Origin of the sequence: Nocardioides exalbidus (assembly GCF_900105585.1) — a bacterium.
GTDB lineage: Bacteria > Actinomycetota > Actinomycetes > Propionibacteriales > Nocardioidaceae > Nocardioides > Nocardioides exalbidus.
On sequence record NZ_FNRT01000002.1, the window covers coordinates 4,020,390 to 4,039,853 of the forward strand.

At 71.7% G+C, this 19,464-nt stretch carries 24 protein-coding genes; 4 read left to right on the forward strand and 20 right to left on the reverse strand.

The features are described 5' to 3' along the window. Nucleotide 1: 1 nt before the first annotated feature. The 6 genes from BLV76_RS19495 to BLV76_RS19520 form a co-directional block, all read right to left on the reverse strand. Complete coding sequence (locus BLV76_RS19495; RefSeq protein WP_090971324.1) at nt 2-916, reverse strand: phosphotransferase; 915 nt, start codon at nt 914-916, stop codon at nt 2-4. Nucleotides 917-926: 10 nt separating this feature from the next. Beyond that, nucleotides 927-2,492: an ABC transporter permease gene (locus tag BLV76_RS19500; RefSeq protein WP_090971326.1), complete on the reverse strand. Its 1,566-nt coding sequence runs from the start codon at nt 2,490-2,492 to the stop codon at nt 927-929. Then, nucleotides 2,489-3,379 (reverse strand): ABC transporter ATP-binding protein, encoded by an 891-nt coding sequence (locus tag BLV76_RS19505; protein WP_090971328.1) that lies wholly within the window; start codon nt 3,377-3,379, stop codon nt 2,489-2,491. The genes BLV76_RS19500 and BLV76_RS19505 overlap by 4 nt, the downstream gene beginning before the upstream one ends. Nucleotides 3,380-3,456: 77 nt before the next feature. Next, the gene (locus tag BLV76_RS19510; RefSeq protein ID WP_090971330.1) at nt 3,457-4,062 is read right to left on the reverse strand and encodes an acVLRF1 family peptidyl-tRNA hydrolase; all 606 of its coding nucleotides are present in this window, start codon (nt 4,060-4,062) and stop codon (nt 3,457-3,459) included. A 9-nt stretch (nt 4,063-4,071) separates the two neighbouring features. Further along, nucleotides 4,072-4,422: a YciI family protein gene (locus tag BLV76_RS19515; RefSeq protein ID WP_090971332.1), complete on the reverse strand. Its 351-nt coding sequence runs from the start codon at nt 4,420-4,422 to the stop codon at nt 4,072-4,074. Nucleotides 4,423-4,453: 31 nt separating this feature from the next. Further along, nucleotides 4,454-5,464 carry an AraC family transcriptional regulator gene (locus BLV76_RS19520; protein WP_090971334.1) on the reverse strand — a complete coding sequence of 337 codons (1,011 nt, stop codon included), beginning with the start codon at nt 5,462-5,464 and terminating at the stop codon, nt 4,454-4,456. A gap of 130 nt (nt 5,465-5,594) precedes the next feature. Here BLV76_RS19520 and BLV76_RS19525 point away from each other — a divergent pair, with 130 nt between their 5' ends. Continuing rightward, nucleotides 5,595-6,245 carry an NAD(P)-dependent oxidoreductase gene (locus BLV76_RS19525; RefSeq protein WP_090971335.1) on the forward strand — a complete coding sequence of 217 codons (651 nt, stop codon included), beginning with the start codon at nt 5,595-5,597 and terminating at the stop codon, nt 6,243-6,245. A gap of 2 nt (nt 6,246-6,247) precedes the next feature. Here BLV76_RS19525 and BLV76_RS19530 read toward each other — a convergent pair whose 3' ends face one another. The 12 genes from BLV76_RS19530 to BLV76_RS19580 form a co-directional block, all read right to left on the reverse strand. Then, nucleotides 6,248-6,793 (reverse strand): NYN domain-containing protein, encoded by a 546-nt coding sequence (locus tag BLV76_RS19530; protein ID WP_090971337.1) that lies wholly within the window; start codon nt 6,791-6,793, stop codon nt 6,248-6,250. Continuing rightward, a complete protein-coding gene (locus BLV76_RS19535; protein WP_090971339.1) occupies nt 6,778-7,239 on the reverse strand; it encodes a hypothetical protein in 462 nt (153 codons plus the stop codon). The genes BLV76_RS19530 and BLV76_RS19535 overlap by 16 nt, the downstream gene beginning before the upstream one ends. A 46-nt stretch (nt 7,240-7,285) precedes the next feature. Further along, entirely contained in the window at nt 7,286-8,068 is a 783-nt protein-coding gene (locus tag BLV76_RS19540) for an aminoglycoside adenylyltransferase domain-containing protein (RefSeq protein WP_217630397.1), read from the reverse strand. A 66-nt stretch (nt 8,069-8,134) separates the two neighbouring features. Then, nucleotides 8,135-8,308, reverse strand: coding sequence for a hypothetical protein (locus tag BLV76_RS22705; RefSeq protein ID WP_175539761.1), 174 nt, complete (start codon nt 8,306-8,308; stop codon nt 8,135-8,137). 91 nt (nt 8,309-8,399) lie between these two features. Continuing rightward, complete coding sequence (locus BLV76_RS19545) at nt 8,400-8,774, reverse strand: metal-sulfur cluster assembly factor (protein WP_090971341.1); 375 nt, start codon at nt 8,772-8,774, stop codon at nt 8,400-8,402. Next, nucleotides 8,771-9,241: a Fe-S cluster assembly sulfur transfer protein SufU gene (gene sufU / locus BLV76_RS19550; RefSeq protein ID WP_090971343.1), complete on the reverse strand. Its 471-nt coding sequence runs from the start codon at nt 9,239-9,241 to the stop codon at nt 8,771-8,773. The genes BLV76_RS19545 and sufU overlap by 4 nt, the downstream gene beginning before the upstream one ends. After that, a complete protein-coding gene (locus BLV76_RS19555) occupies nt 9,238-10,476 on the reverse strand; it encodes a cysteine desulfurase (protein ID WP_090971345.1) in 1,239 nt (412 codons plus the stop codon). Before BLV76_RS19555 ends, sufU begins: the two co-directional genes overlap by 4 nt. Before the next feature lie 37 nt (nt 10,477-10,513). Next, on the reverse strand, nt 10,514-11,278 hold the full coding sequence (sufC, locus tag BLV76_RS19560) for a Fe-S cluster assembly ATPase SufC (protein WP_090971346.1): 765 nt from the start codon (nt 11,276-11,278) through the stop codon (nt 10,514-10,516). Next, on the reverse strand, nt 11,275-11,625 hold the full coding sequence (locus tag BLV76_RS19565) for a non-heme iron oxygenase ferredoxin subunit (RefSeq protein WP_090971348.1): 351 nt from the start codon (nt 11,623-11,625) through the stop codon (nt 11,275-11,277). Before BLV76_RS19565 ends, sufC begins: the two co-directional genes overlap by 4 nt. Beyond that, nucleotides 11,622-12,821 carry a Fe-S cluster assembly protein SufD gene (gene sufD, locus BLV76_RS19570; protein ID WP_090971350.1) on the reverse strand — a complete coding sequence of 400 codons (1,200 nt, stop codon included), beginning with the start codon at nt 12,819-12,821 and terminating at the stop codon, nt 11,622-11,624. The genes BLV76_RS19565 and sufD overlap by 4 nt, the downstream gene beginning before the upstream one ends. A 45-nt stretch (nt 12,822-12,866) precedes the next feature. Continuing rightward, nucleotides 12,867-14,285, reverse strand: coding sequence for a Fe-S cluster assembly protein SufB (gene sufB, locus BLV76_RS19575; RefSeq protein ID WP_090971352.1), 1,419 nt, complete (start codon nt 14,283-14,285; stop codon nt 12,867-12,869). Beyond that, nucleotides 14,282-14,977, reverse strand: a complete 696-nt coding sequence (locus tag BLV76_RS19580; RefSeq protein ID WP_090971354.1) for a helix-turn-helix transcriptional regulator — start codon at nt 14,975-14,977, stop codon at nt 14,282-14,284. Before BLV76_RS19580 ends, sufB begins: the two co-directional genes overlap by 4 nt. Nucleotides 14,978-15,126: 149 nt before the next feature. Here BLV76_RS19580 and BLV76_RS19585 point away from each other — a divergent pair, with 149 nt between their 5' ends. Genes BLV76_RS19585 through BLV76_RS19595 form a run of 3 tightly spaced genes read left to right on the forward strand, consistent with a single transcriptional unit; the run spans nt 15,127 to nt 17,773 of the window. Continuing rightward, nucleotides 15,127-16,065, forward strand: a complete 939-nt coding sequence (locus BLV76_RS19585; RefSeq protein ID WP_245734779.1) for an ABC transporter ATP-binding protein — start codon at nt 15,127-15,129, stop codon at nt 16,063-16,065. Further along, nucleotides 16,062-16,847, forward strand: a complete 786-nt coding sequence (locus BLV76_RS19590; protein ID WP_342712246.1) for an ABC transporter permease — start codon at nt 16,062-16,064, stop codon at nt 16,845-16,847. Before BLV76_RS19585 ends, BLV76_RS19590 begins: the two co-directional genes overlap by 4 nt. Then, the gene (locus BLV76_RS19595) at nt 16,847-17,773 is read left to right on the forward strand and encodes a COX15/CtaA family protein (protein ID WP_245734781.1); all 927 of its coding nucleotides are present in this window, start codon (nt 16,847-16,849) and stop codon (nt 17,771-17,773) included. Before BLV76_RS19590 ends, BLV76_RS19595 begins: the two co-directional genes overlap by 1 nt. Before the next feature lie 45 nt (nt 17,774-17,818). Here BLV76_RS19595 and BLV76_RS19600 read toward each other — a convergent pair whose 3' ends face one another. Beyond that, complete coding sequence (locus BLV76_RS19600; RefSeq protein ID WP_175539762.1) at nt 17,819-18,322, reverse strand: class F sortase; 504 nt, start codon at nt 18,320-18,322, stop codon at nt 17,819-17,821. Then, nucleotides 18,319-19,272 (reverse strand): hypothetical protein, encoded by a 954-nt coding sequence (locus BLV76_RS22710; protein WP_090971363.1) that lies wholly within the window; start codon nt 19,270-19,272, stop codon nt 18,319-18,321. The genes BLV76_RS19600 and BLV76_RS22710 overlap by 4 nt, the downstream gene beginning before the upstream one ends. Nucleotides 19,273-19,464 lie beyond the last annotated feature (192 nt).

Sequence of the window (19,464 nt, forward strand, 5' to 3'; positions counted from 1 at the left end):
CTCAGCCGAGCAGCGCCTCGATGTGGGCGACCTGCCGCTGCATGGCGTAGATGTAGGGAGCGACGCTGGGGTGGCGGAACTTGCCGGCCAGCGCGCCCTCGCCGTCGGCCACGCGCGCGAGCGCCCAGTCGAGGCGCGTGAGCGCGGTGTAGACGGCCATCACCCGCGCGCCGGTCAGCACCTGCTCGGTGGTGGCCACGCCGGGCGGGAGGGCGGCGACGTACGCCTCCACGAGGGGGTCGATCTCCTCGCGGGTCGCCAGCGAGAGGTAGCCGAGGTCGGCCCCGACCGGCCCGCGGCCGAGGTGGGCCCAGTCGATCGCGACGGCGTCCTCACCGTCCGGACCACCGTGCCTGCCGGGGATGTTGGCCGCCGAGGGATCGCCGTGCTGCGCGACCTGGGGCAGGGCGTCGGTGCGGTCGAGCCACACCGAGCGGTGCGACCAGAGGTGGTCGGCGACGTCGGCCATCGGGGTCCTGGCGAGCAGCCGCCACCCGCCGCGTCGCTCGACGAGCGCGAGACGGCTGCGGAGCTGGTCGCGGGCGAGCCACCCGTGCGACCCGAGGTCGGTGGCGGCGAAGCGGCCGAGGCACGCCGCGAGCCACGGCCCGGGCGCGTCGTGGAGCTCCACGCGCTCGTGCACGAGGGTGATGCCCTCCTCGTCCTCCTCGACGCGGACCACGGGTGCCTCGCGCAGGCCGGGGGCGTCGGAGACGACGCCGCTGAGGGCCACGTCGGCGGCCCGACGCCAGTAGTTCACGTCGCGCGGGACCAGCGCGCTCGGGGCGTCGTGCGGGTCGGGGCAGCGGAGCCGCTTGACCACCACGTCACGGCCCCGGTGGCTCGAGGACCAGACCCCGACGGTGGCCGGGCCGCCGCCCGGGAGGGGCTGCCATCCCGGCTCGGGTTGCCACATGGGCAGGACGCTAGCCGATGTCACGGCTCCGGTAGCGGCGATCCGCCGCGACGACGAGCAGCGTGGCGAGCAGCGCCATCACCACCTCGGGGGCCCACGCGAACGCCTCGGAGGGGTACTTCGGGACGTGGTGGAACGGCGACACCCCGAGCAGCCAGCCCGGCAGGTCGAGCGAGGCGCCCACCTGGCCGAGGGTCACGCACGCCGCGAGGACTGCCCAGCCGGCCACGGCCCATCGGTTGCGGACCGACAGCAGGAGCAGGGCCACGCCGAGCACGACCCACACGGCGGGCGCCTGGGCGAGCGCCGCACCGACCGGGGAGAGCCCGTCGCCCCGCCCGGCCGCGGTCGCGGCACCGGAGACCAGCAGCAGCCAGGTGCTGCCGGCGAGCGATGCGGTCGCGACGGCCAGGAGGACGGCGGCGCGCGACGTCGCGGTCGCCAGGACGATCTCGGTGCGACCGTCGTGCTCGTCGCCGGCCGCCCGGGTCACGGCCGAGATGCCGAAGCAGGCGATCACGACGGCCACGACCGAGGCCAGGGCGAAGACCAGGGAGTCCTGCAGCGCGCCCTCCCCGCCCATCGACTCGATGATCGAGCGGGTGGACTCGCCGTCAAGCAGGTCGCCGATGCTCGGCACGATCGAGCCCATCAGCACGCCGATCGCACCGATGCCGACCGTCCAGCCGCCGAGCGCGGTGCCCTGCTGCCGCCACACCAGCGCCATCGCGTCGCGCAGCCGCGGGGAGCCCTCGGCGGGGCCGGGCCGGTCGGGCAGGACGCCGGCACCGAGGTCGCGTCGTCGACGCAGCGCCAGGGCGACCGCGGTCAGCACTAACGCCACGGCGGGGTAGCCGACGAGCAGCCACACCCGCGGCTCGTGCCACGCACTGAGCCGGGTGCCCCAGCCGAAGGGCGTGAGCCACGAGAGCCACCCCGCGGTGGTGTCGCCGACCGCGCGCAGGAGGTAGAGGACGGCGATCGCCCCGGAGGCGACGAAGCCGACGGTGCGCGCACTGCTCGGGACCTGGGCGGCCAGCAGCGCGACCCCGGCACCGACGAGGCCGATCCCGGTCCACGAGGCGCCGAAGAGCACCGAGCCCGCGACCGGCAGCCCGCACGCGATGTCGCCCGCGGCGGCGAGGACCCCGAGCAGGACCGACGCGAGCGCCGCCTCGGCGAGGGCCGCCGCCACCTGGGCGTCCGGGCCGACGGCGGTGGCGCCGACCAGCTCGGCGCGACCGCTCTCCTCCTCGACGCGCGTGTGGCGTCGTACGACGACGACGGACATGAACGCGACGAACACGGCGTAGAGGACGGTGAGCTTGGTCATCGAGAGCTCGCCCAGGCTGGAGGTGTCGAGGACCGGCCCGTAGAGCGCGACGATCGCCGGGCTGGCGTTCAGCGCCTCCGCGGCGGCGACCTGCGCGGCCTTCGTGTCGTAGAGCGGACCGGTCGCTGCCGCGCTCGCGACGACCATCGCGGTGAGCAGCAGGATCCATGCCGGCAGCAGCACCCGGTCGCGGCGCAGCGCGAAGCGCAGGAGGAGCCCGGTGCCGCGGAGGCGGTCGCTCACGGGGTGGCCCGGTAGGCGTCGAGGAACAGCTCCTCCAGCGTCGGCGGCGTGCTGGTCAGCGCGACCACCCCGGCGCCGTCGATGGCCTTCAGCAGGAGCGGGAGGCCCGCGGGGTCCACGGAGGCGGAGACCACCTGGCCGTCGACCTCCACGTCGTGGACGCCCTCGAGCCCGGCGAGGTCGGGGACCCTGCCGGAGACCTCCGCACGGACGCGGTTGCGCCGCAGGTGCCGCAGGTCGGCGAGCGTCCCGGACTCGACCGCCCTGCCGGCGCGGATGATGGTGACCCGGTCGGCGAGCCGCTCGACCTCGCTCAGGATGTGGCTCGACAGCAGCACCGTGGTGCCGGCGGCCTTGTGCTCGGCCAGGCACTCGTTGAAGACCTGCTCCATCAGCGGGTCGAGCCCGGACGTGGGCTCGTCGAGGACCAGCAGATCGGTGGGAGCGGCGAAGGCGGCGACCAGCGCGACCTTCTGCCGGTTGCCCTTGCTGTAGGCGCGGCCCTTCTTGGTCGGGTCGAGCTCGAAGCGCTGGAGCAGCTCGTCGCGCCGGGTCGAGCGCGGGTCGAGGTCGCGCATCCGCAGCAGCAGGTCGATCGTCTCGCCGCCGGAGAGGTTGGGCCAGACGCTCACGTCGCCGGGGACGTAGGCCAGGCGTCGGTGGATGTCCGTCGAGTCGCGCCACGGGTCGAGGCCGAAGACGGTGGCCGTGCCACCGCTGCTCCGCAGCAGCCCGAGGAGGACGCGGATGGTGGTCGACTTGCCGGCGCCGTTGGGCCCGAGGAAGCCGTGCACCTCCCCCGCCGCCACCTGCAGGTCGAGGCCGTCGAGGGCCCGTGCCCGGCCGAACTCCTTGACGAGGCCGCGGACCTCGATCGCGTTGCTCACACCTCACAAGTTACGCCCGCTCCCGCGGCCTGCGACGTCATGGGAATCGGCGGTTCGAACCGGGGAATCCGCTGGCGTCAGGCGTTGACGACGTCGACCAGGATCGCCTGGGTGTCCGCGATCGCCTGGTCGAGGACCGCACGCCGCGGGTCGGGCACCGCGTGCCACGGCTCGACGACGGTGACGTGCGCGAGGCGCGTGTCGTCGAGGACCGCGTCGACCGCGGCGCGGTCTCCCCCGGCCGAGGCGAGGGGTACGCCGGACAGGATCCGTGCGGCGTGGTCGGCCGCGGCCTCGTAGGCCTGGCGCGCCTGGTTGTCCCGACGGCGGGCGAAGCGCTGCTGGCTCTGCCCTCCGGCCTTGGTCCTGCCCTGCACGTGGCGCTGCCCCACCTTGTGCTCGACGAGCCCCGTGCCGCCGAGCCGGGCGACCGCGAAGCCTCCCTTGCGCACGAGCAGCACGCCCCACGCAGTGGGGGCCACGACGGCCGTCGCGAAGGCACCCGCGTCGGCCGGGCCGTCGTACGCCGCCCCGAAGGGCAGGCGGGCGGAGAAGTGCGAGCCGTCGGCGGCGGTCCCGCCCAACCCGCCGTCGACGACCGTCAGGCTCGCGCCGTCGTGCCGGGAGGCGAAGTTGGCGACCCACCTCTCCCACCGGACGGCGGGGACGAGGACGGCGGGCATGCGGCGAACCTAACCGAGGACCTCGCGGACCTCGACGCCGCTGTGCGACTCGGTGACCTCGTGGAGCGTGGCGGCCAGGGCGACGACCTCGTCCATGCTGTCGGCCTCGATCACGTAGAGGCCGCCGACGGACTCGCGGGTCTCGGCGAACGGCCCGTCGGTGGCGGCCGGCGCGCCGTCGTCGCCACGCCGGACCGTCCGGGCGGCGCTCGCGGGGTGGAGCTCGTGGCCCAGCACGAGCCGCGCCCCGACGGCTGCGGCGAAGTCGCGGTGGGCGGCGTCCTTCACCGCCCGGTCGGCGTCGGTGGTCGTCGACCACTGCTTCTCGTCGCCGTGGATGAGCAGCAGGTAGCGCGGCATGGTGGTCCTCCTGGGATCGGTGGTGTGCCTGTCACCGGGATGACGGGTCGGCGTGCGCAGGATCGACAGGTCCGCGTGGCTTCGGCGCGAGCTGGGCGACGAGCCCGGCCGGCAGCACCATCTCGGCGGGGTCGCGACGGGCGTAGGCGCCGGGGGTCATGCCGTGGGCTCGGCGGAAGGCGCGGTTGAAGGCCGCCTCGGACTGGTAGCCGACACGCTCGGCGATCCGGGCGAGCGAGAGGCCGCGCTCGCGGACCATCCGCGCGGCGAGGTCCATCCGCCAGGCCGTCACGTAGGACATCGCCGGCTCGCCGAGGGTGTCGCGGAAGCGCTCGGCGAAGGCGGAGCGCGACATCCCGGCTTCGTCCGCCAGCGAGGCGAGCGTCCAGGCGGCGCCCGGTCCGGCGTGGAAGGCGGCGAGCGCCCTGCCGACCTGGGGGTCGCGGAGGCCCGCGACCCAGCCGCGGTCCTGCTCCCCCGACTCCAGCCACGCGCGCACCACCTGGACGACGAGGACGTCGGCGAGTCGCGCGGTGACGACGTCGCTGCCGGGGCGTGGGCTCCGCGACTCGGCCCCGATCACCTCGAAGGCAGCCCGCATCCAGGCAGCGTCACCGCCGTCGCCCGCAGGCAGGATCGAGGGCAGGCTGCGGAGCAGCCGGGCGACGCCGAGGCCGCTGAAGCTCACCGCGCCGCAGACGAGCTCGGCCGCAGCGCCCGGGCCGGGGATGCTGAGGCGCTCGTAGCGCTCCGCCACCTCGATCCGCGGCAGGTCGAAGAGGGGCACCGCCTCGCTGCCGGGTGCGTCGAGGACCGAGTGGCCGAGTCCCGTGGGCACCAGGGCCATGTCGCCGGCGCGCATCCAGTGCCGCTCGTCCCCGACCTCGAGCACCATCTCGCCCGCCGTGACCAGGTGGAACACCACGGTGCCGGGCAGCGCCGGGATCTCCATCCCCCACGGGGCCCTGAGGTCGGAGACCGCGTAGAAGACACCGCTCATGCCGAAGTCGGTGAGGGTCTCGGTCAGCACGTCGCGCGTCATGGCACGAGTGTGCGCCTGCTCGGACGATCGAGCAAGAGATCCGGTCGATGTGGCATTGATCGTCCAGCCCTGTCGGACCACGCTGGAGGCAGCCCGGAAGAGGTCCGGAGCATCATCGAAGGAGCAGGACATGAGGGTTCTCGTCGTAGGGGCAAGCCGGGGCACCGGGGCCGAGCTCGTCGCCGAGCTGGTCGAGCGGGGCCACGTGGTCACCGCCTTCTCACGCCAGCCGGGCACGCACCCCGACGGGGTGCGCACGGTGACCGGGGACGTGCTGGACGCGGACGCCGTCGCCAAGGCGCTGGTCGGCCAGGACGCGGTCGCGATCACGCTCGGCATCCCGGACAACCCGTTCAAGGTCCGCCTGACCCGGCGGGCGAGCTCACGGCTCGACGTCCGGTCCGCCGGCACCCGCGTGGTGCTCGACGCGATGCGGGAGCACGACGTGCGTCGCCTCGTCGTGCAGTCGACGTACGGCATCGGGGACACCTATCGCCACCTGCCACTGGCGCTCAAGGCGTTCTTCAGCCTGGCCATCCGGCCGCAGGTCGACGACCACGAGCGGCAGGAGCGGATGGTCCGGGAGAGCGGTCTCGGGTGGACCGTCGTGCGGCCGACCGTGCTCAACGACGGACCCACCGACGAGCCGGCGCACGTCAGCACCGGCGACACGATCCCGACCATGAAGGTCTCGCGGCGCCAGGTCGCGCGCGTCGAGGCGGACGCGCTCGAGGACGACGGGCTCGTGTCCCGGGTCCTGAGCGTGACCGCCCCGGCTTGAGGTCAGAGGAAGTCGAGCGGGTCGAACTCGTCGATCGGGATCACGCGGGTGCGCGGCAGCGCGGAGTTGAAGGCGCCGAGGTCGTACTCCAGGTCGAAGATCCGCACGCCGGGCAGGCTGCGGAACTGCGCGTTGACGAACTCGCTGAAGCCGATGATCCCGACCTGGCGGCTGCCGTCGGCGAGCGCGGAGACCTGGTCGACGAAGTCGCCGTCGTGGCTGACCAGCACGACGTCGGCCTCGCGGTCGACGAGCGCCTCGGCGGTCCGCTGGATGGCGATGTCGACGACCTTGCCCTCACCGCTCAGCGGGATCGGCTTGAACCCGATGGCGAGCAGCGCCTGGACGAAGCTGGTCGGGAGCTCGGTCGTCGCGGCGAGGAAGAACAGGCCGGAGACGTCCTGGTCGAAGGCCCGCTCGGCCCACTCGAGGAGCCGGTCCCACCGGGGCCGCTCCTCGGGCCGGGGGCGCCGGCCGAGGATCGAGGTGCCCAGGGTGGCGTCGATGTTCTCCCCGTCGACGAGGAGGTAGGTCATCCGCTCGGCCATGCGAGGACTCTCCCACACGGCCACCCGACCAGGGTTCGGGGCTGGTAGACGACCTTGAAGGACTCGACGACCTCGTCACCGGAGATCGCGACGTCACTCACCTCCACGAGTGCGCGCGGCGCACCGGAGCCGTCGCACAGGATCGAGAGCACTCCGGTCTCGGGCAGCTCGTCGCCGTAGTCCGCGACGGTCGCGGTCGTGCTGCCCAGCTCGTCGTCGAGGACGTGCTCCACGAAGGCGTCCGACTCCTCGGCCGACTCGCCGAACGCCCAGGCCGGCGGTGGCACCGACTCGAGCGTCGTGGGCCCGAAGTAGGTCGGCGCCGCGTTGAGCTTGGCGTGGTAGCGGGCGAGGTCCCAGAAGACCCGGAGCTCCTCGTGGTCGAACTCGACGTCGCCCGGGTCGAGGGCGCCGCTCTCGCTGGTGGGATCGACGTCGGGCTCCATGCGGGGACCCTAGCCGCCTGCGCCCAACGACACGGGCGCGCGCTGCTCAGGCGACCTCGGCGACGTACGCCGCGAAGTCCCGCGCCGCGTCGAGCGAGCCCGGCCGCGGCGGGGCGTCCGGCTCCCAGCCGAGCTCCCGGTCGGCGAGCACCTGCTGGAGCAGCGGGCGCCACCGCGGGTCGGCGTGCATCATCACCCAGCGCAGGGCGTCGCGCTTGCTGGCGACCTCGGCCGTGCGGACGGTGTAGAGGCTGCGACTGGCCTGGATGACGAGGTAGCGCTGGCACCACGCGATCGTCGGCGGGCACCAGCCGAGGACGTCGTCGGCGAGGGTGTCGAGACCGGCCCGGGCAGCGCCACGCAGCACGTCCTCCGGCACCGGGTCCATCAGCTCCACCGGGCACGGGCCCGCGAGCGTGATGCCGTGCTCGCGGAGGATCCAGCGCGTCCACGCCTGGTTGCAGTGAGTCGACCAGGACATCTGGTCCCAGCCGTGGTCGACGTAGAGCCACTCGCGGCCCAGGCCCTCGGTGGTGCGGAGGTCCGCGGCGACGGCGTACGACCCCTCGAGGTGGCGGTTCCAGGAGCCGTCCCGGTGCGGGAGGTCGTGGTGGAGCGCCCGCAGCGCGGCCTCCTGCCGGGCGTCCGGGCGCTCGCGCACGACGATGAGGAAGTCGCAGTCGCTGTGCTGGTCGCCCGCGCCGAGCGCGAACGAGCCCTGGAGGTAGGCGCCGACGAACGACTCACCCAGCGCGACCCGCGCCTCGGTGACGAGGTCGTGGAGCACGCCGTTGAGCTCGGCGTAGCGCGTCGGGTGGGGGTTCAGCACGCCATGGAGTGTGCGCCCTCCCGCGAGGCCGTGCCACGCAATTTCGCGTCGGCAGGACCGCGCCGGTCAGCCCTGGTGGTCCGGCTTGCCGAAGCGGCCGGAGGCGACCCAGGCCAGCGCCACCACGACCGCACCGATGACGGCGTAGCCGCTCCGGCTGCCGTCGGGGATGACGACGAAGCCCACGCCGTAGAACATCGAGATGGCCAGGGCGATGAAGGAGAGCGTCCGTCGGTTCATGCCTCGAGCATGGCGTCCGGGCGCGGGCGCCACGCATGCCACCTCTCACCCGTCCGCCATGACATCGGTCATGGCGTCCGGGCCTGTCGCCTCAGACGTTGAAGCCCAGGGCCCGCAGCTGCTCGCGGCCGTCCTCGGTGATCTTGTCCGGGCCCCACGGCGGCATCCACACCCAGTTGATCGCGACGTCGCCGACGAGGCCCTCGAGGGCCTGCTCGGTCTGGTCGGTGATCACGTCGGTCAGCGGGCACGCGGCCGAGGTGAGGGTCATGTCGAGCACGGCGTTGCTGTGCTCGTCGAGGTGCACGCCGTAGACGAGGCCGAGGTCGACGACGTTGATGCCGAGCTCGGGGTCGACGACGTCCTTCATCGCCTCGGTGACCTCGTCGACGGTCACGGTGGCGGTGCCGCCGGCGCCGCCGGCCTCGGGCACCTCGGGCAGGTCGCTGTGGTCGATCTCGCTCATGAGGAGGCTCCTTCTGTCTGGGCGGAGTCGGACTGGGCCCGGGTGGTCGCGTCCTTCCACGCCATCCAGGACAGGAGTGCGCACTTCACGCGCGCGGGGAACTTGGCGACACCGGCGAACGCGATGCCGTCCTCGAGGACGTCTTCGTCGGGCTCGACCTGCCCCTTGCCCTGCATGAGCTCGAGGAAGGTCCGGTGGATCTCCATGGCCTCGTCGACCGGCTTGCCGATCACCAGGTCGGTCAGGACCGAGGCCGACGCCTGCGAGATGGAGCAGCCGACCGAGTCGTAGGACACGTCGGCCACGGTGCCGTCGGCGAGGTGCACCCGCAGGGTCACCTCGTCACCGCAGGTCGGGTTGACGTGGTGGACCTCGGACTCGTAGGGGTCGCGCAGTCCCTTGTGGTGCGGGTTCTTGTAGTGGTCCAGGATGATCTCCTGGTAGAGGGCGTCGAGGTCGGTGCTCATCCGTCCACCTTGAAGTAGCTGCGGGTCTGGTGCAGCGCCTCGATGAGCGCGTCGATCTCCGCAGGGGTCGTGTAGAGGTAGGACGACATCCGCGTCGAGCTCTGCACGCCGAAGCGCGCGTGTGCCGGCTTGGCGCAGTGGTGGCCGGCCCGGACGGCGACGCCGCGCGAGTCGAGCACCTGGGCGATGTCGTGCGGGTGGACGCCTGCGAGCTCGAAGGAGATCGCGCCACCACGCTGGGTCGCGTCGAGCGGTCCGAGCACGGTCACGCCGGGCACGGTCTGCAGCCCCTCGAGGGCGTACGCCGTGATCGCCTGCTCGTGCGCGTGGATCGCGTCGAGGCCGATGTGGCCGAGGTAGTCGACGGCGCAGCCCAGCCCGATCGCCTCGACGATCGGCGGGGTGCCGGCCTCGAAGCGGTGCGGCGCGAGGGCGTACGTCGACCGCGCCATGGTCACGGTCTCGATCATCTCGCCACCGCCGTGGAAGGGCGGCAGCGCGTTGAGGAGCTCCTCGCGGCCCCACAGCACGCCGATCCCCGTCGGGCCGCAGACCTTGTGGCCGGTGAAGACCAGGAAGTCGCAGCCGACCGCCTGGACGTCGACCGGCAGCTGCGGCGCGGCCTGCGAGGCGTCGACCACGGAGACGGCACCGACCGCGCGGGCGCGGGCAGCGAGGTCCGCCACCGGGTTGATCGTGCCGAGCATGTTGGACACCCAGGTGAAGGCCACGACCTTGGTGTGCTCGTCGACGAGCTGGTCGGCGTTGCCGAGGTCGAGCCGGCCGTCGTCGGTCAGGCCGAACCATCGCAGCTCGGCACCCGAGCGCTCGCACGCCAGCTGCCACGACACGATGTTGGAGTGGTGCTCCATCTCGGTGATGACGACGTTGTCGCCGGGGCCGAGCTCGATCGTGCGGGCGAGGAGGTTGAGGGCCTCGGTGGCGTTCTTGGTGAAGACCACCTCGTTGCGCGAGGGCGCGTTGAGGAAGGCCGCGACCTTGTCGCGCGCGCCCTCGTAGGCCTCCGTCGACTCCGCGCCGAGCTGGTGCATGGCGCGGGCGATGTTGGCGTTGTGCCGCTCGAGCTGGTCGACCATCGTGTCGATGACGACCTGCGGCTTCTGCGAGGTGTTCGCGCTGTCGAGGTAGACCAGCGGCACTCCGCCCGCGAGCGTGCGCTCGAGGATCGGGAAGTCCTTGCGGATCACGTCGAGATCCGGAAGCAAGCCTTCCATCGGTTGCCCCTTTCGGTGCGAACGGGTGGGTGGTGTCTCAGACCGTCGCGGTCTTGGTGAGGAAGCGGTCGTAGCCGTTGGCCTCGAGCTCGTCGGCCAGCTCCCTGGAGCCGGACTCCGCGACCTTGCCGTCGACGAACACGTGGACGAAGTCGGGCTCGATGTAGCGCAGGATGCGGGTGTAGTGGGTGATCAGCAGGACACCCTTGCCCTCGCGCGCCCGGAAGCGGTTGACGCCCTCGGAGACGACCTTGAGCGCGTCGATGTCGAGGCCGGAGTCGGTCTCGTCAAGGACGGCCACCTTCGGGTCGAGGAGCTCGAGCTGAGCGATCTCGTGGCGCTTCTTCTCGCCGCCCGAGAAGCCCTCGTTGACGCTGCGCGTGCCGAAGGTCGGGTCGAGGTTGAGCTGCTCGAGGGCGGCGTTGACGTCCTTGACCCAGGTGCGGAGCTTGGGGGCCTCGCCGTCGATCGCGGTCTTGGCGGTCCGCAGGAAGTTCGAGACCGAGACACCGGGGACCTCGACGGGGTACTGCATCGCGAGGAACAGGCCGGCGCGGGCACGCTCGTCGACGGAGAGCTCGAGGACGTCCTGGCCGTCGAGGGTCACCGAGCCGCTGGTGATCGTGTACTTCGGGTGACCGGCGATGGAGTACGCCAGCGTCGACTTGCCGGAGCCGTTGGGGCCCATGATGGCGTGCGTCTCGCCGTCGTTGATGGTGAGGGTGACCCCCTTGAGGATCTCCTTGGGGCCGTCCTCGGTCTCGACGGACACGTGGAGGTCGGTGATGACGAGCTTGCTCATGCGGGGGTGACTCCGTTCAGGGTGGTCTCGGTGTCGACGTACACGTCGCTGGTGCCGTCGGGGTTGGCGCGTAGTTCGATGGGGAAGGTGGCGACCGCCTCGGTCGCCGGGAGAGTGGTGGGCTTGCCGGTGCGGAGGTCGAACGTCGACCCGTGCAGCCAGCACTCGATCTGGCAGTCGGCGACCTCGCCCTCGCTGAGCGCGACCGCGGCGTGGCTGCACTCGTTCTCGAGCGCGAAGACCTCGTCGCCGTCACGCGCCACGACGATCTCGTAGCGGCCGAGGGTCACGGCGAGGCCCTCGTCGGGCCTCACCTCGTCCAGGGCGCAGACGCGCTCGAAGGTCATGCAGACAGCTCCTTCAGCACGTTCTTGGCGAGCTCGGCCTCGACCGTGGTCAGCAGGCGGTCCTCGATGGACGGCACGCCGACCTTGCGGATCAGGTCGTTGAAGAAGCCGTGGACGACCAGGCGCTGCGCCTCGGCCTCGGAGATGCCGCGTGCCTGGAGGTAGAACAGCTGCTCGTCGTCGAAGCGCGCGGTCGTCGACGCGTGGCCCGCGCCGGCGATCTCGCCGGTCTCGATCTCGAGGTTGGGAACCGAGTCGGCCCGGCAACCGTCGGTGAGCACGAGGTTGCGGTTCTCCTCGTAGGTCTCGATGCCCTCGGCGACCTTGCGGATCAGCACGTTGCCGATCCACACGGTGTGCGCGCCCTCGCCCTGCAGCGCGCCCTTGTAGACCACGTGGCTCTTGGTCTGCGGGGCGTTGTGGTCGGCGAAGAGGCGGTGCTCGATGTGCTGGCCGGCGTCGGCGAAGTAGAGGCCCAGCAGCTCCGCGGAGCCGCCCGGGCCGTCGTAGGTGACGTTGGCGTCCATGCGCACCACGTCGCCGCCGAAGGAGATCGCGGCGTGCTTGTAGGAGGCGTCGCGCCCGACGCGCGCCTGGTGGTGCGCGAGGTGGACGGCGTCGTCGGCCCAGTCCTGGATCGAGACGACCGTGACGTCGGCGCCGTCACCGACGACGACCTCCACGACCGCGGCCACCGACGAGGAGCCTTCGTGGTTGATCACCACGACGGCCTTGCTGTGCGCGCCGAAGCGCAGCGCCACGTGACCGGCCTCGGTGTTGGTCGCGTCCTCGCCCTTGAGCGAGATCACGACCGGCTCGGCCACCTCGAGGTCGGCCGGCACGTCGACGAGCAGCGAGTCGGGCACCTCGGCCAGGACCCGCGCCGCGAAGCGGGTGTTCGGCTTCCACGCCGAGATGCCGCGCAGCGCGCGCGCCTCGTCGCCCGAGACGCCCTCGATGCGGACACCGTCGGGGGTGTTCCACGTGCATGAGGTCGTGCTGCGGTTGAACGGTGCGTCGCCGTGCAGGTCACGCAGCCGCTTGAGCGGGGTGAAGCGCCAGATCTCCTCGCGCCCGGTGGGCACGGGGTGGTCGGCGACGTCGAAGGAGCCCACCGGGTTGAGGTGGCTCTCGACCTTGCCCTGGTCGGATGCGGTCTGCTCGAGGGCAGCACGGACGGATTCGGTGACGGTCAAGGATCTACTTTCTGCGTTCGTACGTCGGTCGGGCGGGCGGCCGGGTCAGCCGACCGCGCCCTCCATCTGCAGCTCGATGAGCCGGTTGAGCTCGAGGGCGTACTCCATCGGGAGCTCCTTGGCGATCGGCTCGACGAAGCCGCGCACGATCATCGCCATCGCCTCGTCCTGCTCCATGCCGCGCGACATGAGGTAGAAGAGCTGGTCGTCGGACACCTTCGACACGCTCGCCTCGTGGCCCATCGACACGTCGTCCTCGCGGATGTCGACGTAGGGGTAGGTGTCCGAGCGCGAGATCTGGTCGACGAGGAGCGCATCGCAGAGCACGTTGGACTTCGAGCCGTGGGCACCCTCGTTGACCTGGATGAGGCCGCGGTAGGACGTACGGCCGCCGCCGCGCGCCACCGACTTGCTCAGGATGGACGACGACGTGTGCGGTGCGGCGTGCACCATCTTGGCGCCGGCGTCCTGGTGCTGGCCCTCGCCGGCGAACGCGATCGAGAGCGTCTCGCCCTTGGCGTGCTCGCCCATGAGGTAGATGGCGGGGTACTTCATCGTGACCTTCGAGCCGATGTTGCCGTCGACCCACTCCATGGTCGCGCCGGCCTCGCACGTCGCACGCTTGGTGACGAGGTTGTAGACGTTGTTCGACCAGTTCTGGATGGTCGTGTAGCGGACGCGGGCGCCCTTCTTCACGATGATCTCGACGACCGCGGAGTGGAGGGAGTCCGAGGAGTAGATCGGCGCCGTGCAGCCCTCGACGTAGTGCACGTAGGAGTCCTCGTCGGCGATGATCAGCGTCCGCTCGAACTGGCCCATGTTCTCGGTGTTGATCCGGAAGTAGGCCTGCAGCGGGATGTCGACGTGGACACCCTTCGGGACGTAGATGAACGAGCCGCCCGACCACACGGACGTGTTGAGCGCGGAGAACTTGTTGTCACCGACGGGGATGACGGTGCCGAAGTACTCCTTGAAGATCTCCTCGTGCTCCTTCAGCGCGGTGTCGGTGTCGACGAAGATGACGCCCTTCTCCTCGAGATCCTCGCGGATCGAGTGGTAGACGACCTCCGACTCGTACTGCGCGGCGACACCGGCGACGAGGCGCTGCTTCTCCGCCTCGGGGATGCCGAGCTTGTCGTAGGTGTTCTTGATGTCCTCGGGCAGGTCCTCCCACGAGGCGGCCTGCTTCTCGCTCGAGCGGACGAAGTACTTGATGTTGTCGAAGTCGATGCCGCCGAGGTCGGAGCCCCAGGTCGGCATGGGCTTGCGGTGGAAGAGCTTGAGGCCCTTGAGGCGCAGGTCGAGCATCCACTGCGGCTCGGACTTCTTCGAGGAGATGTCGCGGACGACGTCCTCGTTGAGGCCGCGGGTGGCCGTGGCCCCGGCGTCGTCGGAGTCGGACCAGCCGAACTCGTAGTTGCCGATGCCCTTGAGCGTCGGGTTGAGTTCTTCGATGGAGGTCATGCCTTCTCCTTCTTCGGGGTCTGGGGGATGCAGGTCGTGCAGACGCCGTCGCCGTGGGCGATGGTCGCGAGACGTTGGACGTGGGTGCCGAGGACGGAGGCGATGGCCTCGGTCTCGGCCTCGCACAGCTGCGGGAACTCGTGCGCGACGTGGGAGACCGGGCAGTGCTGCTGGCACATCTGCTCGCCCACGCTCTGGCCGTTGGCTGCCGGCAGGTCGCGGACGGACGCCGCGTAGCCGTTCTGCGTGAAGACCTTGGCGAGCGCCTCGGCGGGCGTCAGGTCGGGGTCGAGCGCCGTGACCGCGGCGTAGTCGCGCTCGACGAATGCGACCCGGCGCCGGGCGAACTCGACGACCGCGTCCTCGCCCTGGGTCTCGGCGAGGAAGCGCATGGCCTGCACGGCGAGGTCGTCGTACTGCTGGTCGAAGCTGTCGCGCCCCGACTCGGTCAGGGCGAAGACCTTCGCCGGCCGGCCGCGGCCGCGGGCGCCGTAGACCTTGGGCTCGCGCGACTCAACGACGCCCTCCAGCGTGAGCTGGTCGAGGTGACGACGTACGGCGGCGGGCGTGAGGTCGAGGCGACCGGCGAGGTCGGCGGCCGTGGAGGGCCCGTTCTCCAGGATCGTGCGGGCCACGCGCTCGCGCGTCGGAGCGTCTCCGTCCGGAGTCGCGGCCGACCTGGTGAATTCCACAACGACAGTGTGACGTTATTGCAGTTCACCCTTCAAGCAAGGCAAACCTAAGTGACCCCGCCCACGAGGGCGCCGCGGGCCCGCACGTGACCAGCGTCTCGTCGACACCGCGGCCGGAGGGCAGCGAGGCCCTCCCTAGACTGACCAGCGTGCCACCACCCTCCCCCGCCGTCGAGATCGACGGCCTGGTGATGGCCTACGGCGACAAGATCGCGGTCGACGGGCTCAGCCTCGAGGTGGCGCGGGGTTCGGTCACCGCCGTGCTCGGTCCGAACGGCGCCGGGAAGACCACCACGCTGGAGACCTGCGAGGGCTACCGGGTGCCCCAGCGCGGCACCGTCCGGGTGCTCGGCCTCGACCCGCAGAAGGACCGCGCGGCACTCCTGCCCCGGATCGGCGTGATGCTGCAGGCCGGCGGGGCGTGGAGCGGCGTACGCGCGAACGAGATGCTCGAGCACATGGCGTCGCTGCACGCGCGTCCGCTCGACACGGCGATGCTGAGCGACCGCCTCGGGCTCGGCGACTGCGGCCGGACGCCCTACCGCCGCTTGTCGGGCGGGCAGAAGCAGCGCCTCGGGCTGGCCATCGCGCTCGTGGGCCGACCCGAGCTGGTCTTCGTCGACGAGCCGACCGCGGGCATGGACCCGCAGGCGCGACGCACCACCTGGGAGCTGCTCGAGGAGATCCGTGGCGACGGCGTCACCGTGGTCCTCACCACCCACCACATGGACGAGGCCGAGCACCTCGCCGACCGGATCCACATCATCGACCGCGGCCGCGTCATCGTCAGCGGCACGCCGGCCGAGCTCACCCGCGACGGCCGCTCGGCCACGATCCGCCTGGTCGTCAACCGCCCGTTCCCCGAGGGCGCCCCCGAGTCGCTGCGCGCCGACCTCGGGCGCGGCGCGGAGGTACGCCAGCTCGACGAGGTCAGCATGCTGATCCACGGCCCGGCCGACTCCGCCACGCTCGGGCTGGTCTCGCGCTGGTGCGAGCTCCACGACGTGCTCCCCCAGACGCTCAACCTCGGCCAGCGCACGCTCGAGGACGTCTTCCTCGAGCTGACCGGCAGGGAGCTGGCGTCGTGAGCAGCGGGACGTTCACCCCCGCACCAGCCGGCGCCTCGACGGCCCGGATGGTGCTGGCGCAGTCGCGGATGGAGGCGCGGCTGATGCTGCGCAACGGCGAGCAGCTGCTGCTCGCGATCGTGATCCCGGTGATCGTCCTGGTCGGCGGGGTCGTCGGCGCCGACCGCATCGGCATCGACCTCGAGGGCCACCGGGCGGTCGACGTCCTCACCCCCGGCGTGCTCGCCCTGGCCGTGATGTCGACGGCGTTCACGTCCGTCGCGATCGCCACCGGCTTCGAGCGCCGCTACGGCGTGATCAAGCTGCTGGGGTCCTCACCCCTCCCACGCAGCGGGCTGCTGATGGGGAAGGTCCTCGCCCTCCTCAACGTCGTCGCCCTCCAGCTCGTGGTGCTCGTCGCCGTGGGCCTCGCGCTCGGGTGGGAGCCGAGCCTCGCGCACCCGCCCCGGTCGCTCACGGCCCTCGTACTGGCCGTCGCCCTCGGGACGGCGGCGTTCGCGGCCCTCGGCCTCTTCGTCGCCGGCGTGCTGCGGGCGGAGGCGACGCTGGCGCTGGCCAACCTCGTCTACCTCCTGCTGATGGCGGGCGGCGGCGTCGTGCTCCCGCCCAGCACCTACGGCGGCGCCGCGTCGGTGATCGTGTGGCTGCCGTCGGGTGCCCTCGGCGAGGCCATGCGCTCCGCCCTCGTGGACGCCACGATCGACGGTCGCTCGCTCCTGGTGCTGGCCCTCTGGGCCGTCGTCGGCACCGTCCTCACCGCCCGGACCTTCAAGTGGGAATGATGAACAAGCTGCTCTCCCGGCTCGCGCCGTACCTCTGGCCCCTCGCCGTGGCCAACCTCGTCGCCAACATCGGCATCGTCGTCACCGGCGGCGCCGTCCGGCTCACCGGCTCCGGGCTCGGCTGCCCGACCTGGCCGCGCTGCACCGACGAGTCCTACGTCCCGCACGGTGAGCTCGGCGTGCACGGCGCGATCGAGTTCGGCAACCGGATGCTCACCTTCGCGCTGACCGCCATCGCGTTCGCCTGCTTCCTGGCCGCGCTGGGCGCCGGGCACCGGCGCGCCACCCGCCTCTCGCTCGTCATCGGCCTCGGCATCCCGCTGCAGGCGGTCATCGGCGGCATCACGGTGCTCACCGACCTCAACCCGTGGATCGTCTCGTTCCACTTCCTGCTGTCGATGGCGATGGTCATGGTCTGCGTCGGGCTCCTCGACGAGCTCCGCAGCCCCGATCGCGAGGCCGCGCCGCGCGTGCCCCGCGTGCTGGCCTGGGCGACGCTGGTCGCCGGCTGGGTCGTGCTCTACCTCGGCACCGTCGTGACCGGCGCCGGACCGCACGCCGGCGACACCGAGTCGCCACGCAACGGGCTGACCCCCTCGACCGTCTCGCACCTGCACGCGTACGCCGTCTACGCGCTGGTCGCGCTCACCGTCGTGCTGCTGGTGGTGGCGCTGCGCGGCGGCCACCGATGGCTCGCGACGGTCACGTCGCTCGTGCTCCTGATCGAGCTGCTGCAGGGCGTGCTCGGATGGGTGCAGTACGCCCTCGACCTGCCGGTGACCCTGGTCGCGCTGCACATGCTCGGCGCGGGGCTGCTCGCGGCGGGGCTGGCGCGCATCGCGCTCGCGGTGCTGCCGCACCACGCGGCGCACGAACCCAGGCCGGGAGGCGAGCCGCAGCCCCACGCTGCGACCCGCCTGCCCTGAGGCTCCCTCCCAAGGGACCTCCGTCTGAGTGCACCCGTCGGGGTGTCAGCGCCCGATCTTGCGGGCGAAGACCACCGTACGACGGGAGTAGTCGTCGGCCTTGCACGCCACCAGCACGATGCGCGCCGGGCCGTGGACCGAGTAGAGCGAGCCCATCCGGCGTGACGCCGACCAGAACTCACGCGTGGTGACCTTGAAGCGACAGCCGGCCACACGGATCACGTCGCCACGGCGGAGCTGGCCCCACCGGTCGGCGACGCCGTTGCCGGCGCGCCAGGCGTGGCCGGCGTAGACCGTGCTGCCGGTCGGGTCGCAGGGCGGGTCGCCCTGGGACCACGTGTAGACCGCACCGCGGAGCTGGTGCCCGACGGCGAGCGTGTCGTTGCGTGCCGGCACCTTGATGATCCTGGCGTCCGTGCCGGTGGCGGCGATGCGCAGCCGGTCAGGGGCGGCGACTGCGTGAGCAGCCACCGCACCCTGACCGATCGCGAGCGGAGCGCAGACCGTGAGGACCACGGCCAGGCGCGCCAGGATCGAGCGCAGGCTCACGCCCCGGTGGGCGGTGCGACCTGCGGGGCCTGGGCGCACGCCTTGGTGGTGAACGTCATCTTCCACATCTGCTGGCCCTTGAGCCGGAAGCCCTGGTCAGCAGCGATCGCCTTGATCACGACCGTGCGGGACTTGGCCTTGATCCAGACGCCCTTCTGGACGACCCGGCCGTTGGCCTTGTAGATCACGCCGGTGCGCTTGGCGACCTTGAAGAGGTCGCTGCGCGTGCCGCACTTGTCGATCTTCTTGGCAGCACCCTGCACCACGCGCACCTGGGCGGGGAGCACCTCCGGCGGGGTCTGCACCACCGGCGGCTGCTCGGTCGGGGGAGTCGTCGTCGGAGGCGTCGTCGGCGGCTCGGTCGGCGGCGTGCTGGGGCAGGGCACGTTGCTGTCCGTCGGGACCGGCAGCGTGAACGACGTCGCACCGCCCGGGAACTGGTAGCCCGTGCCGGCGGTGACCGTGAGGCTGCCGTCCGGGTTGACGACCGAGCTCCACGGGCCGGTCGGGACCGTGCCGTAGTGGGCGTTGCCCGGGCCGCAGTCGTCGACGACCGGGACGACCGGCTTCTCGACGGTGGTCACGTTGCAGGCGTCGGAGAACGACGCAGCGGCGATGGAGCCGGAGTTGGTCGCGGTGTTGTTGTTGGTCCACCTGCCGGTGAGCGTCAGCGTCACCGCGGCGGCGGGCTTGGTCGTGATGGTCTCGGTGAAGCTCTTCGTCTGGCGGTTGGTCAGCTGCGAGCCGACCGGCACCGCGTTCGTCCGGTTGGACGCCGTGATGGTCTCGGTGAGCGTCTCACTGTTGACGACGCTCCAGGTGACGGCCCAGCCGCCACCGGTCTTGCAGACCACCGAACCGGTGATCGTGTTGTGGTGCGCACTTGCCGCTCCGGCGATGCCGACGACGGCGAAGCCGACGGCCAGGACGAGGGTCAGGACCCTCGACACCGTTCGCGGTAGCAAGGCCGCGCTCCCCTCGGCCGTCCCCACGGCCACTCCCACGCGTGCTGAATCCATGTCGTGCACTACCCCCAAAAAAGGTTTCCCTGTGTCGGGGCGACCCGATGCCACCCCATCTATCGATCTAACGGGGTACGACGAGCGCAGGCACGCAAGGACACCTCAAGATGACGTAAAGAC